Annotated in this window: 19 protein-coding genes and 2 pseudogenes; 7 read left to right on the top strand and 14 right to left on the bottom strand. The window is 41.2% G+C overall.

Annotation, left to right across the window (positions count from 1 at the left end):
- Positions 1 to 9 precede the first annotated feature (9 nt).
- From ACN6MV_RS07660 to ACN6MV_RS07620, 9 genes are all read right to left on the bottom strand, one after another.
- Complete coding sequence (locus tag ACN6MV_RS07660) at positions 10 to 1,191, bottom strand: sensor histidine kinase (RefSeq protein WP_419886082.1); 1,182 nt, start codon at positions 1,189 to 1,191, stop codon at positions 10 to 12.
- A gap of 684 nt (positions 1,192 to 1,875) precedes the next feature.
- Complete coding sequence (locus ACN6MV_RS07655; RefSeq protein ID WP_042125297.1) at positions 1,876 to 2,541, bottom strand: YczE/YyaS/YitT family protein; 666 nt, start codon at positions 2,539 to 2,541, stop codon at positions 1,876 to 1,878.
- A gap of 191 nt (positions 2,542 to 2,732) precedes the next feature.
- Positions 2,733 to 2,870: a hypothetical protein gene (locus ACN6MV_RS07650; protein ID WP_419886081.1), complete on the bottom strand. Its 138-nt coding sequence runs from the start codon at positions 2,868 to 2,870 to the stop codon at positions 2,733 to 2,735.
- A gap of 1 nt (position 2,871) precedes the next feature.
- Positions 2,872 to 6,675 carry a GH32 C-terminal domain-containing protein gene (locus tag ACN6MV_RS07645; protein ID WP_419886724.1) on the bottom strand — a complete coding sequence of 1,268 codons (3,804 nt, stop codon included), beginning with the start codon at positions 6,673 to 6,675 and terminating at the stop codon, positions 2,872 to 2,874.
- Between the two features lie 87 nt (positions 6,676 to 6,762).
- Positions 6,763 to 7,656: an ROK family protein gene (locus ACN6MV_RS07640; RefSeq protein WP_419886080.1), complete on the bottom strand. Its 894-nt coding sequence runs from the start codon at positions 7,654 to 7,656 to the stop codon at positions 6,763 to 6,765.
- 21 nt (positions 7,657 to 7,677) lie between these two features.
- A complete protein-coding gene (locus tag ACN6MV_RS07635) occupies positions 7,678 to 9,159 on the bottom strand; it encodes a glycoside hydrolase family 32 protein (protein WP_419886079.1) in 1,482 nt (493 codons plus the stop codon).
- Between the two features lie 57 nt (positions 9,160 to 9,216).
- Positions 9,217 to 10,827, bottom strand: a complete 1,611-nt coding sequence (locus ACN6MV_RS07630) for an ABC transporter substrate-binding protein (RefSeq protein WP_076119342.1) — start codon at positions 10,825 to 10,827, stop codon at positions 9,217 to 9,219.
- A 61-nt stretch (positions 10,828 to 10,888) separates the two neighbouring features.
- A complete protein-coding gene (locus ACN6MV_RS07625; protein WP_042125286.1) occupies positions 10,889 to 11,770 on the bottom strand; it encodes a carbohydrate ABC transporter permease in 882 nt (293 codons plus the stop codon).
- 17 nt (positions 11,771 to 11,787) lie between these two features.
- Complete coding sequence (locus ACN6MV_RS07620; protein WP_341053321.1) at positions 11,788 to 12,681, bottom strand: ABC transporter permease; 894 nt, start codon at positions 12,679 to 12,681, stop codon at positions 11,788 to 11,790.
- A gap of 492 nt (positions 12,682 to 13,173) precedes the next feature.
- On the opposite strand from ACN6MV_RS07620, the gene ACN6MV_RS07615 reads away from it, so the two are divergent.
- Entirely contained in the window at positions 13,174 to 14,211 is a 1,038-nt protein-coding gene (locus ACN6MV_RS07615) for a LacI family DNA-binding transcriptional regulator (protein ID WP_419886078.1), read from the top strand.
- Between the two features lie 195 nt (positions 14,212 to 14,406).
- Here the strand turns inward: ACN6MV_RS07615 and ACN6MV_RS07610 are convergent, their stop codons facing one another.
- Positions 14,407 to 15,456 carry an NAD(P)-dependent alcohol dehydrogenase gene (locus tag ACN6MV_RS07610; protein WP_419886077.1) on the bottom strand — a complete coding sequence of 350 codons (1,050 nt, stop codon included), beginning with the start codon at positions 15,454 to 15,456 and terminating at the stop codon, positions 14,407 to 14,409.
- A gap of 120 nt (positions 15,457 to 15,576) precedes the next feature.
- Here ACN6MV_RS07610 and ACN6MV_RS07605 point away from each other — a divergent pair, with 120 nt between their 5' ends.
- From ACN6MV_RS07605 to ACN6MV_RS07585, 5 genes are all read left to right on the top strand, one after another.
- Positions 15,577 to 15,978, top strand: a complete 402-nt coding sequence (locus ACN6MV_RS07605) for a MerR family transcriptional regulator (protein WP_419886723.1) — start codon at positions 15,577 to 15,579, stop codon at positions 15,976 to 15,978.
- 469 nt (positions 15,979 to 16,447) lie between these two features.
- Positions 16,448 to 17,902 carry a spore germination protein gene (locus ACN6MV_RS07600; protein WP_419886076.1) on the top strand — a complete coding sequence of 485 codons (1,455 nt, stop codon included), beginning with the start codon at positions 16,448 to 16,450 and terminating at the stop codon, positions 17,900 to 17,902.
- Positions 17,899 to 19,014, top strand: coding sequence for a GerAB/ArcD/ProY family transporter (locus ACN6MV_RS07595; RefSeq protein WP_042125275.1), 1,116 nt, complete (start codon positions 17,899 to 17,901; stop codon positions 19,012 to 19,014). Before ACN6MV_RS07600 ends, ACN6MV_RS07595 begins: the two co-directional genes overlap by 4 nt.
- Before the next feature lie 2 nt (positions 19,015 to 19,016).
- Positions 19,017 to 20,102: a Ger(x)C family spore germination C-terminal domain-containing protein gene (locus ACN6MV_RS07590; RefSeq protein WP_076119330.1), complete on the top strand. Its 1,086-nt coding sequence runs from the start codon at positions 19,017 to 19,019 to the stop codon at positions 20,100 to 20,102.
- A gap of 265 nt (positions 20,103 to 20,367) precedes the next feature.
- Positions 20,368 to 20,649, top strand: coding sequence for a hypothetical protein (locus ACN6MV_RS07585; RefSeq protein WP_042125271.1), 282 nt, complete (start codon positions 20,368 to 20,370; stop codon positions 20,647 to 20,649).
- Between the two features lie 143 nt (positions 20,650 to 20,792).
- Here ACN6MV_RS07585 and ACN6MV_RS07580 read toward each other — a convergent pair whose 3' ends face one another.
- Entirely contained in the window at positions 20,793 to 21,056 is a 264-nt protein-coding gene (locus ACN6MV_RS07580; protein WP_156114744.1) for a hypothetical protein, read from the bottom strand.
- A gap of 194 nt (positions 21,057 to 21,250) precedes the next feature.
- Positions 21,251 to 21,334: pseudogene (locus ACN6MV_RS07575) on the bottom strand (RNA polymerase subunit sigma-70); the annotation flags it as partial.
- A gap of 675 nt (positions 21,335 to 22,009) precedes the next feature.
- Here ACN6MV_RS07575 and ACN6MV_RS07570 point away from each other — a divergent pair.
- On the top strand, positions 22,010 to 25,162 hold the full coding sequence (locus ACN6MV_RS07570) for an amidase family protein (protein WP_339289794.1): 3,153 nt from the start codon (positions 22,010 to 22,012) through the stop codon (positions 25,160 to 25,162).
- A gap of 106 nt (positions 25,163 to 25,268) precedes the next feature.
- Here the strand turns inward: ACN6MV_RS07570 and ACN6MV_RS07565 are convergent, their stop codons facing one another.
- Positions 25,269 to 25,901: a hypothetical protein gene (locus ACN6MV_RS07565; RefSeq protein WP_419886075.1), complete on the bottom strand. Its 633-nt coding sequence runs from the start codon at positions 25,899 to 25,901 to the stop codon at positions 25,269 to 25,271.
- A gap of 78 nt (positions 25,902 to 25,979) precedes the next feature.
- Positions 25,980 to 26,191: pseudogene (locus ACN6MV_RS07560) on the bottom strand (sigma factor); the annotation flags it as partial.

Here is a 26,191-nt window from a genome sequence, read left to right as displayed (position 1 = left end):
TTCGTAATCTCAAATGTGATAATCATTTACCCAAGGCAAAATAACCATCACGCTGGTACCTACCTGAACCTCTGAATCCACCTTAATTTGCCCCCCGTACATTTCTATTAATTGCTTGCAGATCGATAATCCAATTCCTGTCCCTTTTTGCTTGGTTGTAAAGAAAGGGTCAAATATTCGGTTTAATTTATCCTGTGGAATTCCTTCTCCATTGTCTTTAAAAATAAGAATAATTTCGTTAGTCTCAGAATCGGTCGTAACTGTAATGTCTATTCTGCCTCTAAACGCTGTGAATGAATCTATACTATTTTTTAAAATATTCAGGATTACCTGCTCAAGTTGGGAGGCGTTTCCATACGTTAGAACTTTTTCAAGAGAATAATCCACTGAAAGAATGATATCATCACTAAGTATGAGTTGATTTACGATGTTATTAACTCTATGTATAACCTCCATAATATTAAATACCACGACGTTATTCTTCGCACTATCACCTTTTCGAGCCAGTACTAGGAAGTCCGTTACTAATCCATTCAGAGCATCAATCTCATTGATGGTTATATCCAGATACGCACGCAATTCATCCGTCTTGATCTCCGGTTCATATAGCCTGTTATTAACAAGCTGAGCAAAACCTTTAATTGAAGCAAGCGGATTCCGTATTTCATGTGCCATCCCTGCTGCCATTTGTCCCATCAGAGCAATTTTTTGTTCATGTAAGTTGTCGATCTGTTGATTTTTATTAGACAGATAACCCTGTGCAAAGCCAGTAAACCGGATCCAGTTGCATTCCATTAAACGATTATAAAAAACCAATCGAATCGTAGAATCATCTTCCATTTCTTCAATGATTTTAAACATAATACCCTGAGCGGTTAAGTTTAAATCCTTGCTCATTTCAAGTAAGATATCAAAATGATCACCGAATATTTCTGCAGTATAAACGCCTTGCTCAAACCCCTCTTTTTCTAGTAGGTTTAGGTACTGGCCGTAATCAAAGGAATCCAAGAACAGTGCTTCTACCATACTCATTAATATCATACTAAATGTCGAATCTAACATTTCCTTTTGTGTCTCTACAAACCAGGCGGATTCGATATTTTTCATAGTTATAGAATGATAATGCCTGTCTAAAATGATTGGAACAGCTAGGGTTAATGACGAACGTAAATCCTTTTCTCTGTATGACATTTTCATCCTCCCTCTTTGTTGTTTTGTATTCAATACATATGTATATTTTCCTGCTTCAAAAAACACAGTAAATCATTATGGCTCACTTAATCATCATTTTAATTCAAATTTTAAATATATATTCTATAAAAATGTAAGACACCCCAAACCATTCCGCCCATTAAGAAAAGGGAACCGCTCAGGCGGCTCCCTTTTTGGATAACAAGACATGGGACAACAAATTTATGGCATGATGTTTCTGGAAGAGTCGACATCTATTTAAGAATTAAGAGTAGAATCTATGTGCTATCAAAAAAAAAGCATTTGATCATAGATCAAGTGCTTTTAGCGTTGTTCTTAAATTATTCAAACAGATCATCCATAGAACGGATAGGCTTCACATCCATCGATTCCTTCGATGCGGCTAGATTGAAATACACGCCTACCCAGATGATTGCACATAAAACGATAACTCCTCATCACCACCTATAACAAAACGATTCATTTTGTAAGAGCCGGTTTCGGATTCTCCGAGTACGTTAGCATTACTAGGATTAGGGGCATGAATGCGTTTGCAGAAAACCTGCAGTGAGAGTATTCCCTGCTTATTCCCTTGCTCCGCCTAGCACCAAGCGAAGGTGCTGTCTCCACTTATAATTTATGAAATACATCTATCCTGATGTTACCCTGCCACACTTCATTATATTAAGTCAGCGAAACTGAATCGTTATTCGCTTTTGGACCCTTTTTTGCCAGAAGCTTTTCCGTAAAATGCACATCAAAAAAATGAATGATGGGCCCTAGGCCTAACATGGAGACTAGAGTTCCCAAACCTATAACGCCTCCTGACAGAAAACAAATCAAAGCACAAAGAGCATCTGTAAACATCCGATGCCAAAAATATGAGATTTTCGGTAATTTAGTTTTCATTATCAGGGACAAGCTGTCAAAGGGAGCTACTCCCACATCCGATTTCTGATACATGGATACCCCAAAACTACATACCACTACGCCAATGGCCACAGTGATTACCCTCTGCCAAAACAGCTGAGGTTCGCCCAACAGATGTAGCCAGGTACTATGAAAGAATGTAGCTATGTAGCCCAGAAAAATTGCATTTACGAAAGTACCGGCTCCGATAAGCTTTCGTCCTGTGATAAATTGTATTACAAACAATACCAGGTTCAGTAAGATTAGAAAATTTGCATATACGATACCGCTGGACTCTGCAAGTGCCATCACCATCCCACTGAAGGGATCGTTTCCCATACCTGACAGCTTAAAAATACTGATTCCCATACCCAGAAATACATTGCCCATAACCATAATGATCAATCGTTTTGTATCTACTTTATTAATATTCCACTTCATATGGTCCATCCTATTTTCATATTATAGATCTATTTTTCACAAAACAACGACGTCAATATATCACAAATTCAACAGCTAGAGCTTACTCCTTCCTTCTGTATTCACCAATATACTATCATACCCGTGTATGAAATAGCATTGAGGTAGTTAATTTTTACCACACTGATTCTCTAGGTTGGAATCTATACGTTTCATACAGGAGACAACCTCTTGGCTTTGGAATAGATCGGCTTTCTGCTGCATGAACTTACATCTGTCTGGGCTGCTTCTGCTATAAAAAGAAGAGCCGCCAATCTCAGCAGCTCTTCCATTACTTCTATCACACTCATGTTAATTCCTAATTACCCATTTTTGCCGATCAAGGGTAGGATCTAGCTCACTTAGAGTCAGTATCGTTCCATCCGCTGATACTTCCAGCACTTTTTTATGATGGGCAGAAATAATACTTATGGTACCATCATCATTCTTTTGAAGAATCCAACGCTGATTGTTATATCCGAGGTAATGGTACAACTGAATTTTATTTTGCCCTGTGTCCAGATCAAGGGCCTGACCGGCCGTTGTACGAATGGAATAGGATCCTACATCGTCCCCCGTCGGCACGAATACCCACTTCTGATCCGTAGAATCATTCGCATCCTTCAGAGCAACAGCTTCACCATTTACAAGATTTGCTGTATAGAGAGATTTCTGTAGTTCTGCATTTACTAGACTGGATGTGGTCAGATTGGCAGGTGCTTCTCCGCTCACGTTAACGTTTTGATATGAAACCGATCCGCCAAATACATGTAGTCCAAAGCGTCCTTCTGCAAATGTGCCATCCTGCAGGTCGATCACTTTCTGCCCGTCCATATATACCACAATATGTGGGCCATTTGCTTCGATTTTCACTTTATAGGTTCGACCGGGCTGAATGAACGTCGGAACTTTCGCCAGAACTTGACGCTCTTCAAAACTGCCGGCAATTTTATAAAACAGTCGAATGGACTTCATATTCGGATCTAGATTTAAGTAGTATCCGCTGCGTCCATCTTCGCTGGCACGGAACAACATAGAGCCTGCTCCTCCGGATTTTCCTAACATCATCTCTGCTTCATAAGTAAAGTTCCCTACCTGCTTCTCTGCGATATAATTCGCGTCACTAAAGTAATTTCCACGAATTCCATTTTCACTAATGACCCAGGAGGCTGCTGATAGATCTTTAGTCCACCCACTTAAGTTCGTATGGAATTCACCGCCAGATACCTTAACTAATACGCTGGCTGATGTCTTCCCATTTGGAGTAGAAACAGTAATGATAGACTCGCCTTCTTTTTTGCCTACAATGGTTGCCTGTGAGTTATCTACCACGTTTAGTTCAACTACATCCTTGTTACTGGAATTCCATTTAAGCGGCTGTGCCCCATTACCTGTGCCATTCTCTACCATTGCCAAAAGTGTGTCGCTTTCCCCCTTGCTCAGTTCACGATCACTTGTATCCATCATTATCTTGGTAGCTGAGCCGGACTCCTGATTCCATACAGAACCTAACTGATTAACTGTCAAAGATACGACTTTTACGTTGCCTCCTTTGGTGTAAAAGCTCAAAGCTCTGCTGGCTGGATCCGGAAAAATGACATCAGAGAAAACGACTTTACCGTTGTTACCAAAAACCTCAACAGAAGATTCGTCTACAAGGATACGCAGCTTTACACGCTTGTTCTCCATTTGCATTGGTGCTTCATGTCTTGTACTAAATAGACTCGAAAAATCCGTCAAACCAGATGCAGCCCGATCCACGAAAATCTGACTCTCACTAGGAATATATCCAACAACCGTTTTCTGACTTCCCCCTACCCGAACGTTAAAGCCAAATTCACTTACCTGACTACCTGCAGGAATTTCCACTTCAGCTTCAATCTCGTATGCACCAGAAGTAACACCTTTCATTAGATTCTGAGAAGAAGGACTTACCTCTTTGTTAGCAGTATAATATAGCTGACTACGCAGCGATTGAAGCTCCTTGATTGGGCTTTGAGCCAGCTGAATCCCATCTTTAGTCGTTACTAATGAGACTTCTCTTGGGATTGACAGTACCCCTTTCCAATTGGTTGTTGGGAAAGCAAACGGATAGTCCCAGTTTGTCATCCACGCCATCATTACGCTGCGATGATCCGGCATGTTAGAAAAAGACATTGATGCGTAGAATTCTTTTCCAAAATCAGTTCGCAATACTTTCCCTGCCGGATTATCATTAACGAATTTACCTTCCGCTGTTAAATGACCCACAAAATATTCAGCATCTGATCCGCCTGTTTTTGAATTCGCTCCTGTACTAATCATCAGAACCCACTTCTTCAGTGATGTTCCGTCTACCGAAAGCTGAAGCAAATCCGGACATTCCCATACACCGCCGCGAACATAGTCCCCGTATCCCCAACTATCTGTCAGAGTCCAATCAAGTAGATTCGTTGAAATAAAGAAACGAATATGATCTCCACCGGATACAACCATTACCCACCTGTTATTGTCGTTATCACGAATCACTTTCGGATCACGGAAATCCCAACCTCCAGGCTCATCTCCATTATCGCCGGGATTCTCAATAACCATTGGACGTTCCTTGGAATATTCCCAAGTACGGCCTTGGTCCTTGCTGTATGCAAGGCCGATACGCTGATTCCCATTCGGGCCATCGGGATTATAGGAAGTGTAGTAGGCAATTAGCCCCTTACCTCCTGAATCCCCGAACAAACCTGATGCATTCGTCAAATCTGCCACAGCCGATCCAGACCAGACATGCCCATGATCATTCCACGGTAGCGCAATCGGAAGCCGCTTCCAGTTCAGCATATCTTTGCTGACGGAATGTGCCCATGTGCCTCCGTCCTGATGGAATAGATGATATTCTCCTTCGAAGTAGACCAGTCCATTTGGATCACTTGCAGAACCACGAATTGGCGTATAGTGATATTGAGGACGATATTTTTCATTATAATAACTGCTAGCCTCCGTCACATAGGTATCCTGGAAGTAAGCCGTTCCCTGTTTAACGACGATTCCTGCATATCCATCGGTGTAGGTTTTATCTGTTAGATCTATTGCAGCCGGGGTGTATCCGTCTAAGAAGACCTGAATTCTGTTTCCATTTGCCTTTATCTCTACATGATGTTTTGCTCCCGTCTGACTTGGATAGGTATGCTGCGAACTTGCAATGGTTGTTCCATTAGCTTTCGTCAAACTTACACGAACCTGATTTCCTTCCTTTATAAGGGTAGCTTCATATCCCTTTGATCCATCAGCGGATGAACGAAAGGCGAGCGATGCAACAGAATCAGGATGAAGAGATACATTTCCTTCATATACAAAATCAGCAGCTTGTTTGTTATACACTTGCTGTGACTTACTTTGGTTTATTGCCGTTCCTTTTTTGCCGCTGATATTAGGCTCCCATTGTCCTTTATTTGTAACCATGGCGCCAAGATTTCCTCTCAGATCACTCACGATAATGTTTTGGAACAAAACAGAACCATCCCATACATTGAGTCCTAGCTTACCATTACGATACGTATAATTCTGAACCTCAATCACAGGTTTATATGCATTGTCCCAATACACTTTCAGCGATGAACCCTGTGCTTTCACTTTGAGATGATAGATCTCTCCTTCCCTCACAGTAACCTTCCGCTCTTCTTTTAATTTGCCTTCACCATCCCTTGCATCTCGTAAGCGAATCATACCTGCATTCGGTACGATTTGGAGCATATAGGAACCCCAGCCATCTTCATTAGAACGGAACAATAAGGTCGCGTCAGCTTTCATATCCTTGATCATGACATCAGCTTCAAAGATAAAATCCTCTGACACCGTTTCGGAGATTGCCATTACATTTTCTTTTGGATCGGAAGTCAGTAACATCCCTTCAACCGTATCTGCCAACTTCCCTTTTCCTTTTATTTGCCAACCTGTCAAATTCGTATTGGCATTGGTTACGCTTTCAAAAATAGAAAGTCCCTCCTTAGCTCGTTTGCTTACCTCCTGTTCAGCGAACGCAGCCCACCCAGTGCCGGGATTTGCTACATAAATGCCTGCTGAAGTCATAACAAGCCCTGTTGCCATAAGAAAGCCTAATGCGACTTTCACTTTATTTTCCATCATCTTTGCCCTCATTTTCTATCATTAATATTGAAAAACAAGAAGGAGGCCAATTCATTACTGCACTGACCTCCTCTCTATATTCTTTTACAATTGAGCAGAAATCTGACTTTCCAGTGCTGTGAGTCCAAGAGCCAAAGCACCGCATAATCCCGCTTGTTGACCTAGACCTGGTGGAACAATATACTCATCGATGTGTTCCAAAATAGTACTTGAGCTGACATAGCCGTTCAGATTCTGAAGCACAGCCTGACGGATCAGTGGAAACAATTGTGACTGCTGCATAACACCGCCACCCAGAATGATTTTCTGAGGTGAGTTAAGCAATATAGCACCCGTAATCGACTGCGCAATATAAAATGCTTCCATTTCCCATGCCATATGATCCATAGGAAGTTCATGTCCCTTCTTCCCCCACCTTGCTTCAATAGCAGGACCTGCCGCCATCCCTTCTAGGCAGTCCCCATGATAGGGGCATCCCCCCGGGAATACATCGCCAGGATGGCGTCTCGTAAGAACATGACCCCCTTCGGGATGCACAAGACCATGAATGAGTTTGCCTTCTGAATACACTCCCACACCAACACCCGTGCCAATTGTATAGTACAAACAACTGGATAACCCTTGGGCAGCGCCCCATTTGGCTTCACCAAATGCTGCTGCATTGACATCCGTGTCCCATCCAAAGGGAACCGAAAAGTTACTTTTCAAAGTGCCCAGCATATCGTAATTTCCCCAACCTGGTTTTGGTGTTGTCGTAACGTAACCATACGTCAGGCTATCTGGGCGTATATCGATTGGACCGAACGATCCAATTCCGATAGCTTCTACTTGCTTGTCTTGAAAATATTGAATAACTTTGGGCAACGTCAACTCAGGATGTTCTGTTGGGAAACTAATCTGATCTTCAACTACCCCGTTTTCATTCCCGATGCCACATATAAACTTTGTCCCGCCAGCTTCAATCGCTCCAATACGCATATACAAGACTCCTCTCGGTGACTAATTCTTGTCTTGCTTAGCAGAGAGAGTAAGCTCATAGATATCCAGGGAAATCAGCAAGTCATTCTCATTATCTGCAAACACAGCAATACCTTTAGATTCTAGTCCAGGGAATATAAGATCCGTGATCACTGCCTGACCTCCATTACTGAACACCTCAACGGAAGAGCGATCCACATAAATACGGAGATCATTTGACTCATCAAGCGCTTCGAGCTTGGCTGAATGATGTCCTACGAAATGTTCGTGGAAATCATGCTGACCTGAAGCCATCCGATCTACATAAAGCTCCTCTGTCTCACCGTTAATACCGATTATTGTCTGACTATCCGCACCTACTCTTACTTTGAAGCCTACAGATTTACCTCGAGTGAACTCAGCTATAATCTCATAAGATTCCAAGTGAATCTCCTCAAGAAGAGTATTAATTTCTTGTACCGTTGCTTCTTTCACAGAAAGAACTTGTACACGAGCAGATTCCAACTCTTGTACCGGCTTCTGCACAAGAAAGATCTCCCCTTGTCTTGATTCGAGTTGAAGTTCTCTTGCAATCGTCATCGCACCACGGAATTCTTCTGCAGGTGTTTTGTTAGCATACATCCAGTTGCTCATCCAGCCGATAAATAGTCGTCTTCCATCTTCAGCCGGTATATCAGACCAGCTTACACCTGCGTAATTATCTCTTCCATAATCAATCCAGCGAACTTTTAGCGAATCTTCATCTGGCGTGAACACTTCTCCATCAAAATGGCCTGTGAAATACTGCGTTCTTGATCCTTCTACAAAAGCGGGATCCGCACCGATGCTCACGAGCATCACCCATTTCGTGTTCGAATGATCGCCATCAATGGCCAGCGAGAACAAGTCTGGGCATTCCCATACCCCGTCATGAGAACCGATTCCTTCTCCGAATTCACTGGCAAATGTCCAATTAATCAGATCAGGAGAATGATATAGACACACCGTTTGACCACAAGCTACAATCATCACCCATTTATTCGTATCTTTATTCCAAAATACTTTCGGGTCACGGAAATCAATAAATGTATCATGTTCAAGTACCGGGTTTCCATCATATTTCGTCCAGGTTCTTCCGTTATCTTTACTGTAGGCCAAGCTTTGACACTGAATGGCTGGCTTCCCTTCTGGCATATCCAAATGGTGTGTAAAGATCGCTACCAGACCAGGTTTATCTTCAAAAAATCCAGTCGTATTATTCCAGTCAACTACAGCACTGCCGGAAAAAATCATCCCTAATTCATCTGGAGCGAGAGCGATAGGCAGCTCCTCCCATGTAACAAGATCCTTGCTGACCGCATGGCCCCAGTGCATAGCTCCCATGGTCATTCCACCCGGATGGTGCTGAAAGAACAAATGATATTCACCCTCAAAATAGACCATTCCGTTTGGATCATTCATCCACTTTTCCTTAGGGGAAAAATGGTACACACCTCGGTAATTTTGTTTCGCAATCGTAGACATTATTGTTTTCTCCTTTACTCCCGAACACGGTCTTCACCGCACATTATTTATAGTTTGTTATTGGGTTGCTCTATCATATCCGCCTTGTTTAATTTGAAGCCATTCTTGCAAGCCCAGACGATCCAATTCTTTCAGGTATTCATCCCATTGCGCTTCGACTTTACCGTTTTGGTACCATTCCGTGCGCATTCTAAGCACGTAGGCAAAAAGATCCGTTTCAATTGTCGTAAGGCGATCAAGCTCTTGAATAGAGTGGAATACACTTGGCATTACGTTTTCTGCTTTCATATTTGGCGCCATGATATTCTTGATAATGTCCATTCTGCTTTTGGCATCATCCGGCATGGTTGTGTATTTTCCATAATAGGAATCAAGGATAGCTAAGGGACCACCCACACTTGTTTTCTCACGTAGTTCTACAGGAGCTGCACCCTCCAATGGCAAATGTTTCAGCATTCCTTTTTCTTTATCAAATTCGAAAATATTCTGCTGCTTATCATCTCCATACGTCCCCCAGTTGTTCTGTACAGATTGAATCGGATCGAAGAGTTGATCAACCCACTTCGCTGTCGTTTCCAAGTTCTTATTGGCGCTTGTGACAACCATCTTCCCTCTTCCCAAACCAAGCGCGTTCGTTCTTGTTACGTTAACTTCTCCATCAGGTCCAGCAAGTGGAGGCATAACTTCGTAGCTGTCATTATCTCCGGTGATGTTTGCCTTATCCCATGAGAAGTAAAGTCCGTATTTCTGATCCTTTCCTTTTGCAAGGTAAGTACTCCAGTCTTGCGTGTAGGCTTCAATATCAATGAGTCCTTCTTTATACAGCTCGTTAATAAAAGAAACTGCTTCCTTGTAATCTTCTTGTGCCGCCGTAAATATCACTTTCCCATCATTGCTCACAACCGCATGGTCAGGGTTCTCACCCAATCCAAACGAAGCAAATAGGAATGCCAGATCTTCTGCTCCCGGCTTGTTAATAAAGGACAATGGAATTTCGTCAGCCTTACCGTTGCCATTTGGGTCTTTTGTCTTGAATGCAATTAATACTTCCTTTAATTCTTCTGTTGTTTTAGGCATATCAAGGCCAAGCTTCTTAAGCCATTCCACATTGATCCAAGGCATACTATCTACCGCTTGGATTCTTTCTTTACCGCTACCCAGCTCTTCAATCCATGGAAACGCATAAATATTGCCATCTGGTGCCGTAATCATAGACTTATACTCCGGTGCTTCTTCCAGCACCTTTTTGAAGTTTGGCATATTGTTCTCGATGAGATCATTAAGCGGAACGATGGCACCATCTTTAGCAAGCTTGAGCAGCTCATAGTCACTATAGTCCGCATTAAAAATAGCATCAGGAAGATCACCACTTGCCACAGCCAGGTTTCTTTTTTCAACAAATACGTCTTTCGTGAAATTCTTCCAATTAATATGAACATTCGTCTTTTCTTCAAGACGTTTATTAATCAGTTTTTCATTTGGATCAGTTGGTGCAAGTGGAGAGCTTTGCGTAATAAAGTTCAAAGTTACTTTACCGCTGGCGTCCTGTTCTTTACTAGCTGCACTTCCCCCTCCTCCTCCACCGCATGCACTAAGGAACATAAGCGAAGCAAGTACAGTTACAGAAGCTGCTTTCGTCGAAACTCTTGATTTCTTAATTCTTTTCATAGGGTATGACCTCCAAATTAGATATGAATGAATTAATCTTTATCTATGTGCAGCCTGTTTCCTACTTAAGGGAACCGACCATAACACCTTTTTCAAAGTACTTCTGGAAGAACGGATACATAACAATGAGTGGCAAACTGGAAACAACAATGGCAGCATACTTGATGATTTCAGACAATCGCTTCATTTCCGCCATGGCGAGTTGGTCGCTGATCATGCCCGGATCTACCTGATTCTGGATCAAGATGGAACGCAACACGAGCTGCAGTGGATGAAGATTCGGATTATCTAAATAGATCATAGCGTCAAAGTAGGAATTCCACTGGCCAACAAAGGCATAAAGAGCGAGCACAAAAACAATCGGTTTGGAGAGCGGTAATACGACACTGAAGAAAATCCGCATCTCCGAAGCTCCGTCTACATTAGCGGCTTCCTTCATTTCATTCGGAACTCCTTTGAAGAAAGTTCTAGAGAGAATGATGTTCCAAACATTGACCGCCCCTGGAATGATCACCGCCCATACTGTATCAAGCAGACCAAGGTTCTTAACGAGTAGATATGTAGGTATGAGTCCACCCCCAAAGAACATGGTGATAATAAACAAGGTCATGAAAAACCCTTTTCCTTTGAGCCTGTCATCGGACAGTGCGTAACCGGCACAGATTGAGACGAGAACGGTAATCATAGCAAATGAAACAGAGTATAAAACAGAGTTTCCAAAACCTCGGATCATGGCCGGATTAGAAAGAATTTTCTTATACCCTTCTAATGACCAGTCCGAAAGATTGAATGATAATCCTTTACTGAGCAGCACAGATGGATCCATAAAAGAAGCAATCACTACATAAATCAAAGGAAGTACGATGATAAGTACAGCCAGTGTCAGGAAGATCGCGTTCAGCACGACGATAAAGCGATCTAATCCGGAATGTTTAATAGGCATAGCTTGTTGCTCCTTTCTTAGTAAAGACCGTCACCCTCATTCAGTTTCTTCACGGTGAAGTTAACTGTGAGGAGCAAGACGATGTTGATGATAGAGTTAAACAATCCTACTGCGGCTGAATAGGCATAATCGCCCGACTGCAAACCAATTTTATAAACGTAAGTCGGAATGATTTCTGAGGTTGGTAAGTTCATCGCCGTTTGCATGAGATAGGCTTTTTCGAAGCCAATGGACATAATCCCACCGGCTGCAAGGATAAATACGATAGCCATAATTGGACGAATGGTTGGCAGATCGATATGGCGTATTCTTTGTAGAAGATTAGCGCCGTCGAGATTGGCTGCATTATGTAACTCAGGATCGACATTCGCAAGCGCTGCTACATAAATAATGGATGCCCAACCGGCTCCGGTCCAAATATCGGATAAAATGTAGATCGAACGGAAGTACTCAGGACGAGACATAAACATAATTGGTTCACCGGTAAGCCAGGTGAAAAACTGGTTAATCGGTCCCGTTGGGGACAAGAAGATAAACAACATCCCGACCACAACGACAACAGAAATAAAGTTAGGTGCATACAAGAACAATTGAATGTTCTTTTTGACGCCTGCACGGCGAATTTGATTCAACATCAAGGCAAGCAGGATCGGAATTGGAAAACTCAGAATTAATCCGAAGAAACTTAATTTAAGCGTATTCAAAAAGATTACTTCGAAATTGGGAGAAGAAAGGAATTTCTCGAAGTTGTACAAACCTACCCATTCACTCCCCATGATTCCTTTGATTGGGCTGAAATCTTTGAAGGCTATAATCGCACCATACATAGGACCGTATTTAAAAATAAGGGTCAGAATCACAGCTGGTGCGAGCAAAATATAAAGAAAGTAGTGCTTCTTTAGATAATCCATTAAGGAACTCTTATGTCTCGTCACCGTTATTCCGTGTTCGGCTTCTATTGGGTTATGCAATGCCTTTACCTCCGTTCTTATCAATGTTTACATCTTGATGCAGTAAGGGCTTTCAATCTCAATTATGTCCTGCTGCTTTTACAATTTACCAAACACTTAATCGTTCGTCAATACATTTTGTAAAAATATTTATGTGCATATGACAAATTATTTTGTTCATAAATGGCGTTAATGATTTTACATAATTACAAATACAGCCAATTTAAATAGGATTACATCCTTTAATCTCACCAAATTCTCAATATAATGAAAATAACACTATCTTTTTGCACACTTTATATCAAATAAAATGTAAACTAAATTGTGCATTTGTAAAAATCATGTTGCTATTTTAGGCAAACTAATATACATTAAAGAGAGTTGGAATAATGGAAAATAGTACACGATTTGTGGCGGATATCAAGAACAAGAATATAGAGGTGAATTACATAGATGGCCAGGGATAAAGTAACTATACAAGACATCGCAGACGCTTTAGGAATCTCCAGAAACACAGCTTCCAAAGCTTTAAATGGAACGAACGGTATACCTGATGAAACCAGAAACAAAGTTATAAAAAAAGCGATAGAGTTAAAATATAAACAGTTTGCTTTTATGGACACCGAGAGTACTCTATCAAGAAACTCTGGAAACATTGCTTTATTAACAGAAAACTTACCGAACACTTCCCATTTTGGATCGAAACTGATCAGTGGCATGGAAAAAAGAATCAGTGCAGAAGGATATAATTTATCCATGCACATTATAAGAGACGTTGATCAGGAGTCCCTGTCTCTTCCAAATAATTTTGATGTCTCCAATGTAGACGGAATTATTTGTATTGAGCTATTCAATTCGGAATATACTAAGCTAATTACAAGTCTAGGTATTCCAACTATTTTCATCGACTGCTCTGCACATGTCTGTTATCCTGAATTCCAAGCAGATGTCCTTCTAATGGAGAACGAACATAGTACCTATCAACTTACAAAAAAGTTAATTGATGGCGGTTACACATCACTGGGGTTCATCGGGGACTATAATCACTGTAGAAGTTTCAATGAAAGATGGGTGGGCTTTAATCGCGCACTAATAGAATCCGGGATTCAGCTTGATCTCTCGCAATGCATTCTCGATGACGATCGACTATTTTTCTCAAGTCCGGAGTGGGCAGATACTAGACTAAGTCAAATCGATGAGCTGCCTTCTGCTTTCGTGTGTGCTAACGATTATATTGCGGTTTCCTTTATGAAGTCACTTAAAAATAAGCTTTCCATTCCTAACGACATCGTCATTAGTGGTTTTGATAACGGTCCTGAATCAAGCATTGTAGAACCCCATCTCACTACAGTTCATATTTATAGTAATGAGATGGGTGTCAAAGCGGCCGAAATGCTGCTCTCCCGAATTAATGATCCGAAGCAACCCTATCAGGTATCTCATATTTACACCAAACTCATCATAAGAGAATCTACACCTAATATCAGTTGATGAATTCATAATTTCGAGATGAAAAGACAACCCATGAAAATGAAGCAAAGAACCCAAGCGATTGAAACTCAATCGCTTGGGTTCTTATTTTGGGTAGACTTCAAAAGACCAGTCTACTCCCTTTATTGGGACGATAGCTCTTTATGGCATTAATCAAGCCAATGCATGATGTGATGTCAACAAAGAGGTCGTCTCTTATTCGGTCCCCATTGTGCTAATGTCGATGACAAACCGGTAACGGACATCTGAAGCAAGCACACGCTCCCAGGCTTCATCAATCCGGTCAGCAGAAATGACCTCGATTTCAGATGCAATATTATGTTCAGCGCAGAAATTAAGCATTTCCTGCGTTTCACGGATTCCTCCAATCATCGATCCGGCAAACGAGCGGCGGTGGCTGATCAGCGAGAATACATTAACTGCCAAGGGGTCAGCAGGCGCACCGACATTGACTAATGTACCATCCAGCGCCAAGAGCGAAAGATAGGCATCGATATTAATCTGCGCGCTTACAGTATTTACGATTAGATCGAACGAGCCGGAAAGCTGTTTAAATGTCTCCGGATCGCTAGTGGCATAATAATGATCTGCCCCTAACTGCAATCCATCTTCCTTCTTCTTTAGTGACTGTGATAAAACAGTAACCTCAGCTCCCATGGCATGAGCAATCTTCACAGCCATATGTCCAAGCCCGCCAAGACCCACTACAGCTACTTTTTTGCCGGGAGCGGCTCCCCAATGACGCAGAGGTGAATAGGTGGTGATCCCTGCACACAGAAGCGGTGCAGCGGCGTCAAGCGGAATACTGTCAGGGATTCGAACCACAAAATCTTCGGTTACGACGATATGGGTGGAATAGCCGCCTTGCGTATATTGCCCATACCGGTCGATAGCTCCATAGGTGCCCGTATTTCCACTCAGGCAATATTGTTCCTCACCTTTATGGCAATTACTGCACTCTCCACAAGAGTCAACCATACAACCTACCCCTACCCGATCGCCCACTGAGTACTTTGTGACTTCAGAACCAATCTGGCTGACAATTCCGGCGATCTCATGTCCCGGAACGAGTGGATAGTTGACCGGTCCCCACTCCCCGCGGGCAGTATGAATGTCCGAGTGGCAGATGCCAGCGTATTTAATCTCAATAAGAACATCGTGCGGCTGCAGATCTCGGCGTTCGATTGTGGTTAGCTTGAATGGCCCTTCCTGACTGAATGTTGCGCGAGCATTAACTTTTATCATAGTGAAACCTCTCTTCTAGATAATATTAAAACCTATAACGTCAGCTTTACAAAACATATGTTATTACTTAAAGTTAACTCTAAGTCAAGCACAAAATATATTTGAGATTGGAGATAGATGATGAAGACATACTCTATAAGTGAAGTTGCAGAGTCCTTTAACATGACACCACATACCCTGCGTTACTATGACAAGGAAGGTCTTTTCCCTGCTATAGATAGAACCTCCGGCGGTAAACGTATATTTAAACAATCCGATATGGACGCTTTAAAAGTAATTGAATGCCTGAAGTCATCCGGGATGCCAATTAAAGAAATAAAACATTTCATTGAGTGGTGCTCTGAGGGGGATTCCACCTTACAGCAAAGATATGACATGTTCCTGGAGCGGAAAGCTTCCGTAGAAGCACAGATGGAAGAATTGAAAAAAACGATGGAAGTCATAGAACATAAATGCTTCTACTACAAGACCGCCTTGGATAGTGGTACGGAAGATGTCCATAAGTATAATGAAATAAAGTAGCAATATATCCTAATTCTGGTATGAAAAATGTAACATTATTGATTGGTATCTTCTTATTAATTGGTACATTCGCAAGTGCAATTTTGATTATAAACAAAAAGAATACACAGAATGGGAATTAATCTGCACAAGGTTCATCTATTACCTGTAGACATAACAGTGGCATAGACGACAGAACGAAAAGTGGTAAAACCCAAAAGTTTTCTCCCTACTTATGATAAAGTTCCCCTTATCACTCTAACAGCAAAAATCAAGTGATGCATAAAAATGACCCTGAACTCCACGTCTGTGGTGTCAGGGTCTTCTTCAGTCTGCAGAAATGGTTGGATTATTGAACCTCTTTAAACGTACTCGCAGCTTTCATGAACATGTCGCGTTTTTCGTTCATGCCGGTTGTATAATTTTTCGATTGCTGAGCAAGATAATACGACATATTTTGATTACTTTAAGGATGGAGAAGAAGACTATAATGGAACAATACGACCCCCAAATGAAAATTCATCAAATGTCCACATGGCTTGATGAACTAAAACAGAAATTAAACCATATGGATGATGCCGAAATTATTGAGCACAAAATAGGTACCAGTGCCTCAGTTCATCTTTTATACATAAAAACGTTAATCGATCCAGAGCGTTTAAACGAGACGATTATTCAACCACTTCATCGTTCTGCTTGCAATTCGCTTTCTTCATGCATAACCAATGCCAAAGTTTCGGAAGTTCTATCGTTCGAAGATGCTGAGCAAAAAATAATGCAAGGATTTATTCTTCTAAACGATTCAGTCAACGATCAGTGGTTAGGCGTCCAACTAGAAAACCCTCTTGGTCGGGCAGTTGAACCTTCTCAAACGGAAACGGTTATATATGGAGCGAAAGACAGCTTCAGTGAACAAATCGATAAAAACATTACAATGTTGCGCAGACGTTTGCCTATAACGACATTAAAAACGGAAAGCTTTACTATCGGTTCACTGAGTAAAACAAAAGTTGTGTTACTGTACATAGACGGATTAACTAATCCAGAATTTGTTTCCCTTGCAAGAAAGAAAATTGAAAGTGTGGATTTCGATCAATTTTTAGACTCCTCTCAGCTTGCAGCTTTTATTGAAGATCATAACCATACGGTCTTTCCGCAATTTCTACAAACGGATCGGCCGGATGCCTGTGCCTACGCCTTAGGTGAGGGAAAGCTGACGCTATTGGTTTCCAATTCACCGTTCGCCTTAATTGCTCCCATTACTTTTTTCCATCTAATCCAATCGCCGGAAGACTACTTCCTTCGTTGGCCGGTAGCCAGTTTTTTACGTTTAATCCGGTACGGAAGTTTTATTGTTTCTTTGACGATGATTCCTTTTTATGTTGCGTTAACGACATTTCATTACCAAATGATTCCGCTGCCGATTCTTTTCGTATTATTGGAATCGAGAAGCAAATTGCCCTTTACTCCGTTTACGGAAGGACTTTTCATGATCGTAACGCTGGAAATCATCAAAGAAGCAAGTTTGCGAATGCCGACCAAAACCAGTCAAACGTTAGGGGTTATCGGTGGTATCGTCATAGGACAAGCTGCTGTAGAAGCAGGCTTTGCAAGTAAAGTATTGATAGTGTTGATGGGTATATCCGCTATTGCTTTCTTTTTAGTTCCCAATTATCAAGTGACAAAATCCATGGTGCTGTTACAAATTCTTCTTCTTATCCTTGCATCGTTTCTTGGGTTGCCGGGAATCGTGATCGGGCTAATCGGGATTCTTGCACATCTCCATGCGTTAACGTCATTAGGTCAACCTTATTTAGCACCGATCGCTCCATTTTATGGAAAGGATTGGAATGACCTCTTTATCCGCGGACCTTTAATTTGGATGAAAACGCGTCCGAACTATCTAAAACCACTACGGAAATGGCGACAGGAGATGAAGAAGTGAAGAGTTTATCCTTATATAATCGAACTTCCACCCTTGGCGGTATCTATTTCCTTCTCTTAGTCAATCGCATGCAAATGCATTATTTTATTTTAATCATGCCGGTTTATTTAGTTCATCCGTATATGGTTTGGGGAATTGTCGCAATGGGGCTACTGTCCCACCTTAATTTGATGATGATGTCCAAATGGTTTACTTCCAGTTATGCAGCGAAAGGCTATCAAGGATTTTTACAGCTTTTCGGGAAAAGGACGGTTCAAGTTTTCGCAATACTTGGATTTTTGCTAATATTATTAAAAATTTCAATCATCACACTGGGATACGTTGAAATGCTTCATAATTTTATTTTTCCATCTATGGATAAAAGATGGCTGATCTTAATCATTCTTTTGATCAGCTTATATGTGGCTTCACATGGAATGGAGAATACATTGCGTTTTGTCGTCATCGCCTTTCTTTGCGGGGCTTGGATCTCAGTCATGTTTATTCCTTTTTTCTTTCAACCGGATGCAAATTACCACGATTTGTATCCTCTCATACCCACCGAATGGTCAGGACAATCATGGCAAGGTTTGTTGTTTATTTGGTCGGCATTTTCCGGTCCGGTATATTTGGTTTTTATGGTTCCATGGTTAAGCTCCAATAAAAAAATATCGAAATATCTGGTCATTGGAAACATGCTATCGATCATGGAATATTTATTATTGTTCGTTGCTTCGGTATTATTTTACGGTTCGTATTACTTACGCAAGATCGATTTTCCGATAGGATATATGGGAAGCTACATTCAAACGAGCGGTTTAGAACGAATCGATTACATCCTTATCTCTTTCCATATGTTTAATTATGTGTTTGACATATCAATTCTTCTGTTATGTTTTTATGGAGCCGGAAGAATCTTTATGAGAAAAATGAAAGAACGCACGACTCGGATTGGATTTTGGTCGAGCTGGCTCGTCATTTTGATAAGCATCATCTTAATGGATCAATGGTTATGGCAAACGGTTCCGGGTCAAAATATGTTACTGAACATTCAAATCTGGATCAGCTCATGCATTTATTTACTTATTCCTACGATCCTTTTCACTGCAGTTAAACGAAAGGAGCGTATGTAGGCATGGTACCATATAAGCACTATGGTTTATTGGCGATTGTAAGCCTTATGTGGATGGCCGGCTGTTCTTCTCCATATGTCGAGAACAATAAGATCGAAGAGATTGCTCCGGTAGTTTTCTGGTCGGTTGACAAGGGGACGGAAGGAAAGTTAAAAATCAGCACTTTAGTACCACCGCTCATCCAAGAAAAAAAACGTCTTCTCTCCAAGGAAGTCAACCTGTTAAAGCAGGGAGACCAGAAGTTTAATTTAATTTATTATCGGGAATTGAAACAGGGGCAGCTGCGAATGTTATTAATTAATGAAGAGCTGGCAAAAAAAGGAGGTATTGAAAAGCTGATCAATACGATACTGGTTGATCCCGATATTTCAATGCGTGTCTATTTGTTGATTATCAGAGGCGATTTTGATGAATACATAAAAAATCAATTGACGAAGCAAGAAAACCAAGATTATTTTCTTTATCGGATGTTAAAGCATTACGAGGAGCATAATCAAGGTGAAATGAGCATCGTCAATATTCATACATTTATGAAGAAGGTATATTCCCCTTTTAAGGATCCCATCCTGCCGGTTTTTCATTCGGATAAGAACAATTTCAATTACGTAGGAACAGCCATCTTCCAAAACGATAAAGAAGTAATGGTCATTCAGGACGTGGACGATAATATTTTCCAACTTCTGGATAACGATCATTTCCTAAAAGTCTTGGCCATTCCAAAGTTATCTATCAGTTTAGGACGTATTCGATCCAATGTTGGCGTGAAACTATCGCGAGATTATTCATCCTTGTCTTTACATGTGAGATTGAACGCAAGAATAGAAGAATACCAGGGAGAAATGAATATTCAAAGTCAGGAACAATTGGAACATTTAATTCATGAGGTTGAGGTCTACCTTGAGGAACAGACGTCAGATTTATTAAAAAGAATGCAACGGTGGAAAGTAGATCCCTTAGAGGTCGGAACCCATTCGCTTAAGCCGTTTTCTAAACAAATAACGGAAGAGCAATGGTTGAAATATTGGGAAAATATGAAAATTAATGTTGACTACGAGATCAAAGTACATCCTTTAAATTGGAGCGGTTGAAGTGAGGTAGCGTCAAGAAGTTTGTGTAAGCTAGGGAAAGTAATTCTTTAGACTGTATGGGTGGTATGGGTGGTATGGGTGGTATGGGTTGTAGGGTGTTCTTTGGAGTGAATTCAATAGGCATCGTAAATCACCATCAAAGTCGGTGGACAAATGCAACGGTAGAAGGTCGATACATCGCATTAAAGCCTTACGGAGGACGTCGGGTGTGCAGTTCAAACTCTGTCAAGGCGCGTAAAACCAATCTAGAGCAAAGGCTCATAGAATGTACTTCCGACCCGATTCCGTCGAAACTGGTGCAGCGGTTGCTGGGCCAATCCCACTCGCTGCTGCTCTCTTCTCCCCGGAGACGCAAAAGGCTCTTTTCCAGAGCGTCATCAAGCAAATTCATTTCAGTATCGCGAAGGACATGCGAAGCATTGAACTGGAATTCAACCCGCAGGTGCGACAGCATTTTTTTAAACTGACCCCTTCTGCCAAAACGGCGGAAGGGGCTTTTGCTGTAATTCGGCAAAAGTCCCCGTCGAGGTACATCATTATTCTGTAGTAAAAATTAACTCGCAGGAGCCGGTTTACGCACCATTCCAACCAAAGCTTGCTTTACGTTCTTGAAACCAGCTTCCTTTAGCGCCAATATATTGAGGCAAGCAGTGACACCTGCACCACAATAAACGATGATTTCTTGGTCCGCTAGGAGAGCCCTCCTCCCAATAATAATGGATCGCACCGGGGATATGACCAGCCTTGGTGTACTTGCTTGTATCCTTGCCCGTTTAGCGCTCTGGTACCCGCAAGTCGATTAGCACCCTGCCGGCTTGACCGATTCCATTCTTTACCTCGCGCATTGCAGCCAGCAGGCTCTTCTATCCCCTCCGTCTGGCTAGTGTTGTTCCCCCATTCATCATAGCTATACTCATTTACTGTTGTTCCACACTTATTAACCATCTGCATCACGTCTCAGTGCCCTTATACAGCTAATAATCTGTACTTGCGGTCTTGTCCCTTTTTACCAGCACTCTATCGTGCCACTTACTGACTTAACAAAAAAAGCAACTCCCTTGTTGGCAAGTCGCTTTTAAAACACTCTATTCTGAATCTCTATTAATATCAAAATCATCCTCTAAATCTCACCGCTTCGCCTTATAAAACTAATGATAAAGCTTCATCAGCGCCCTCTTCTCTATCCGTGAGATACCCAACTCCTTAGCAATCTCCCTCTGCGCACGCTCTTCATCCCACTTATTTCGGATACACTACCTGGCTATTCTTATGGCTTCTTTCCCAGCAAATACTTTACTCTTTTCAAAATGCCTATTATTGATCTTGCGGACTATTGCATCTGAAATCATCAGTAATTCTACTTTATGCCATGTTCCTACATAGAAATCTTCCACTTTCATGAAATGAAAAAATTATATTCTCCGTTAATTTTAGCTGTTCTTTTTCTATACCGGGAGTGCATTTCATTTTGGGCAGGATGGCGTGCTGCTCCTGCATCGCAGATAACCAATGACTCTGTTCTTCCGTAAGTTTTGTTGGTTGTGAGTAGATGGATCCATCTCTAGATCTGTCAGCTCTTGAGTTCGGTAGGCTTGCCAAATAAATACTGATCATTTGATTTCGTCAAATTCACATAGAAATCTAGTGAAATTCATGCTTTTTAATGATGTAGTGGATGATGAAGCTCTATGTCCTATGAACACCTCCAAAAACATATCATTTAACGTTATATATTTAATATAATAATTAACATCAATATTACACAAAAACAATAAAAAGAGTCTTTTTTTCTTTTTTTAATCTCAAAATATATTAAATTAATAATATTTATTGACTGATATAATTAGTAGTGTTATATTACCTAACATTAAATAATAACATACATAAAGGAAAAGGAGATTACGCACATGAATAAGTTCAAACGTCTACGTGAAACTAAAAGAGACCATTCTGGTTCCACCCGATCTGAATATTCACCAGCAAAAAAAAATTGGAGTAAAAAGCAATTTATAGCTACTTCAATTGTGTTATCTGTTATTGCTACGAGTGTAATTCCGTTCCAAACAGCTGACGCTTTAACTCGAGTTACTTCAGAAAGTGGCACAGTATGGGAGATTCACGATGTTTTTGCTCCTAGCTTAGACACAGGAAGTTTACGTACAGTTGGTGCTACACAAGTACAAGGTTTCGGCAATATCTTTGTTAAAGTGTCCTCGCCTTCAGCTCCACTGATGAATGGTCAAATGATGCGTGGGTTTGACTTGAAATACGATGGCGTTAATAAGTTTACTTCGGCGCAATCTGTAAATCTAGGAAATGTAACTGTAACACGTGAGGTGTATGTGGATACTATTCATAATCGAACGAGATTCTTTGATACATTCACTAATAAAAATGATGCCGCTATAAAAGTTGATGTATCATTCGGTGGTTCTTTAGGATATGGTACAACAACAAATGCTTCAGTAGTTAAGGCAACCTACTCAGGCGATTTAAAGGTAACTACAGATGATTCATGGATTGTTGTAGATAGCAGTGCCAGAAACAATAAGCCGCTAGGCGTTGCAGTGGGATCTCCAAAACCGTTTGATAATGGATTAACAGGTCTAGGGAATCAGCAACAGGATCCATTCACAGTACCCTTAGCTGAGTATGGTAATGAAGCGAATTTCTATGGGTTCATTAATTCACTAAATATTGGGCCGGGCGAATCGAAGTCCCTAGTAAACTATGTACAAGTTGGAGAAGCTGGTGAAGAAGGGTTGAAGAATCTGGTTGCTATGCTAGATGGACTTAATAGTCTGCTGGATGTATCAGGATTAACAAACGCACAAATTCGTTCAATTAGCAACTGGGATATATCTGCTATAGAGGGACTTGATACTGGAGATCATCTGGATATTCCTAATGCTCCTGCAGCCAAAGAATTAATAACTTCATCGCCGTATGATGTTAAGAATAAATCAATTGCAGAAATGCAGAAGGATATGATTAATGGTAAAACTACTTCTGTACAAATTACTCAAGCCTATTTAGATAGAATTAAGGTATACGATGAGGGACAATTGGGATTCCATGCATTCCTGCATGTATCTGAAACTGCGCTTAACCAAGCAAAAGCTGCTGACGATGCCCGTGCACAAGGTGTAAAAGGTGATTTATTGGGTATTCCAATTGCGATAAAAGATATTTATGACACAAAGGATATGCCTACTACAGGTGGCAGTAAAGCTCTTGAAGGCTGGCAGCCTGATTCCGATGCATTCCAAGTGAAAAAGCTGCGGGAAGCTGGAGCTGTAATTATTGGTAAAGTAAATACTTCTGAGTTTGCTAACAGCGGAAGCTTTAGTGAGAGCGGCTGGCAGCAAACATGGAATGCACTCTATCCATCAAAAACATCTTTTGGCTCAAGCGGCGGGTCTGCAGTATCTGTTGCGGCTGATTTTGCAGCAGCAGCAATGGGATCGCAAACAGGGGTATCTCTCTATGCACCAACTACAGGCGCTAGCTTAAAAAGCTTCCGGGGTACAGACGGTATGGCCAGTACTTCAGGTGTACTGCCACTCACTTGGGGACAAGATTATGCAGGTCCCATTGCTAAAACAGTAACTGACCTAGCCATTATATTGAATGCTACAACGGGTACGGACCCACAGGATATTTTTACAGTCACTGCCGATGCAGATCATAAGCGTCCAGTGGATTGGAAGGAATCTCTGGATGCTAATGCATTGAAAGGAAAGAAAATCGGATATATTCCTGCATCCTTTGTATCTGCATATGCTGATGATGATACTGGACGGGCTGTGATGGATAAGTTCTCAGAGCTTCAAGCAGCGGGTGCGACAATGGTTGAAATGTCAGCTGTACCATCAGGCCCTAGTCGTCCTTCAGGTATTAATGGATCTACTGAAGGTTGGGCACGTTATATTGAGCTTCATAAGGACTTCCCTTATATTGATGGAGCAAGTGTACTAGCTTCAGATAAGGTGCTTATCTATAATCAAAGAGGATATAGTGCCCCAACTCGTATGACTGAACAGGCTGTACAAGATTATATTAAGTATAGAACTGACTATAAGGAAGTTATTAAAAGCTGGATGGACGCGAATGGCGTTGATGCTGTTGTTTATGCAGGTTTTATTAGTGACGTATATAACAATGACGCATCAGCTTCTCAATTAAGTTCTGACCGTAACACGGGCGTATTAACCTCTAATGTGGGTCTCCCTACGGTAGTTGTTCCTGTAGGAACGAACGACAGCGGATATTCTATCTCTGTGCAATTAGTTGGTAGAGCATGGGACGATGCAAAAATTTTAGGCATGAGCTACGCTCTTGAACAACAAAGTCAAGCTAGACTACTTACAACATTTGCTCCAGCACTTCAATATGTTTCAAACTCTACTAATCCTGATCCAAACACAGATAATGGACCAACCAATCCAAATACTGGAGGAAGTACACCTCCAGCAATAACAACGCCTATAGAAACAACTGCACCTGCAGAAACAATAACACCAGCAGATAAGCCGAAAGTTGTTAGTTTTGTAGATACAATGAATCATTGGGCAAAAGCAAGCATCGACGCGCTTATTGCTAAGGGATTATTGACGGGTTATTCCGATGGAACATTCCGTCCAAATTCAGGTTTGACTCGTGCCGAAGCAATTAAAGTAATTGCAACTTACATGGGACTTGAAGGACAAGAAAGTAACTTTATAGATGTATCTCCAACTCATTGGGCGAATAAGTTTATTGGTGCAGCTGCTGGATCAGGCTTGATGAACGGATATAGTGACGGAAGATTCCGTCCAGATGAGAAGATTAGTCGTGGTGAATTAGCGGCACTAATCACTCGAGCTTTTAAGCTAACAGGTACTGGAAACACATCATTCAAAGATGTTACAAGAAATGCATGGTATTATGATTCCATTGATGCACTCGCATCCAATAATATTATTACAGGATACGCAGACAGTACATTTAAGCCTGAGAAAGATATTACTAGAGCAGAGTTTGCAGCAATTGTTTCCAGATTACTAGGAACTATTAATTAAAAGAAATTCAATTAAAGCTTTACGAGTTGTCTTGAGTGATCTATCTAGAAAAGACAAAAGACCGCCTTTTGTGACAAAGACGGTCTTTTGCCCTTATTCTAAAAACTTAATAAAAATGATGAGGTTCATTGATAAACAAAAAGTTATTAATGAAATAATAAAGGTTTCCCTTATCATCATAGAATATGTTGGTCGCACCGGCTAAATTAATAGTTTGGACCTTCTGGAATGATTTAAGATCATAGATACCTTTTTTTCCCAATGCCGTATGATTCACTACATCCACTGCATAAATCAGTTCCGGGAACGTCCCTATCACTTCCTGCAGATTACCCATATTAAAAGCTTTATTCTTCGCTATAATCATTCCCTGACTTTCCACTAACAAAATCGGCGTATCCAGCAGGTCTCTATCCATATTCGGGTATCCCAAAATGGACTGGTCCTCTTTGACAAAACTGCCTTCCACATGAATGGAGTAGGCGTAGACATCTGAACCGGCAAATCCGGCATCCCAGCCATATTGACTCCAGTAAAAGAATTTACTGTTATCACTGGTGAATACCATCTCCCCGATCCCATTAATCTCCTTATTGCCGCTACTTGGCAAGAAAGTTACTTCATCAAAAACCAACAACGTCGGAGACCAGTCACCTAGTACAACATACAGACGGCCCGACTTGCTGTAAATATGGCGATCAGAGAAGTCCCGGGAATCTGCCGGATTGGGATACGTCAAGCTCCGAGTAACTGAATAGTCATTTAAGCTTCAGTAACCAGATTGTTAGCATCCTTATTCACAATAAACAATTGTCTGTCCAAACGGATCGTGAAGCGATACGTCCTTCCGGGTCTTTTTCAGTGATTTTAGGTGCATCAAGATTTCGTTTTCAATACAACGTGCAGCAAATGTAGCTAGTTTGTTTCCTTTATTAAGGCGGTAGCTCTCTCAATGGCTTTGATCAGGCCAATCGTTCCAATGGAGATTAAATCCTCCATGTCTTCCCCAGTATTATCAAATTTCTTAAG

Source organism: Paenibacillus sp. B-A-8, from assembly GCF_048572915.1.
Lineage (GTDB): Bacteria > Bacillota > Bacilli > Paenibacillales > Paenibacillaceae > Paenibacillus_AQ.
This window is presented reverse-complemented; position numbering and strand designations above follow the sequence as displayed.

What these genes read in the sequence shown, in the direction of transcription:
- ACN6MV_RS07660 (WP_419886082.1), bottom strand. Translation starts at nt 1,191, where the DNA reads ATGTCATACAGAGAAAAGGATTTACGTTCGTCATTAACCCTAGCTGTT.
- ACN6MV_RS07655 (WP_042125297.1), bottom strand. Translation starts at nt 2,541, where the DNA reads ATGAAGTGGAATATTAATAAAGTAGATACAAAACGATTGATCATTATG.
- ACN6MV_RS07650 (WP_419886081.1), bottom strand. Translation starts at nt 2,870, where the DNA reads ATGAGTGTGATAGAAGTAATGGAAGAGCTGCTGAGATTGGCGGCTCTT.
- ACN6MV_RS07645 (WP_419886724.1), bottom strand. Translation starts at nt 6,675, where the DNA reads ATGGAAAATAAAGTGAAAGTCGCATTAGGCTTTCTTATGGCAACAGGG.
- ACN6MV_RS07640 (WP_419886080.1), bottom strand. Translation starts at nt 7,656, where the DNA reads ATGCGTATTGGAGCGATTGAAGCTGGCGGGACAAAGTTTATATGTGGC.
- ACN6MV_RS07635 (WP_419886079.1), bottom strand. Translation starts at nt 9,159, where the DNA reads ATGTCTACGATTGCGAAACAAAATTACCGAGGTGTGTACCATTTTTCC.
- ACN6MV_RS07630 (WP_076119342.1), bottom strand. Translation starts at nt 10,827, where the DNA reads ATGAAAAGAATTAAGAAATCAAGAGTTTCGACGAAAGCAGCTTCTGTA.
- ACN6MV_RS07625 (WP_042125286.1), bottom strand. Translation starts at nt 11,770, where the DNA reads ATGCCTATTAAACATTCCGGATTAGATCGCTTTATCGTCGTGCTGAAC.
- ACN6MV_RS07620 (WP_341053321.1), bottom strand. Translation starts at nt 12,681, where the DNA reads ATGGATTATCTAAAGAAGCACTACTTTCTTTATATTTTGCTCGCACCA.
- ACN6MV_RS07615 (WP_419886078.1), top strand. Translation starts at nt 13,174, where the DNA reads ATGGCCAGGGATAAAGTAACTATACAAGACATCGCAGACGCTTTAGGA.
- ACN6MV_RS07610 (WP_419886077.1), bottom strand. Translation starts at nt 15,456, where the DNA reads ATGATAAAAGTTAATGCTCGCGCAACATTCAGTCAGGAAGGGCCATTC.
- ACN6MV_RS07605 (WP_419886723.1), top strand. Translation starts at nt 15,577, where the DNA reads ATGAAGACATACTCTATAAGTGAAGTTGCAGAGTCCTTTAACATGACA.
- ACN6MV_RS07600 (WP_419886076.1), top strand. Translation starts at nt 16,448, where the DNA reads ATGGAACAATACGACCCCCAAATGAAAATTCATCAAATGTCCACATGG.
- ACN6MV_RS07590 (WP_076119330.1), top strand. Translation starts at nt 19,017, where the DNA reads ATGGTACCATATAAGCACTATGGTTTATTGGCGATTGTAAGCCTTATG.
- ACN6MV_RS07585 (WP_042125271.1), top strand. Translation starts at nt 20,368, where the DNA reads ATGTACTTCCGACCCGATTCCGTCGAAACTGGTGCAGCGGTTGCTGGG.
- ACN6MV_RS07570 (WP_339289794.1), top strand. Translation starts at nt 22,010, where the DNA reads ATGAATAAGTTCAAACGTCTACGTGAAACTAAAAGAGACCATTCTGGT.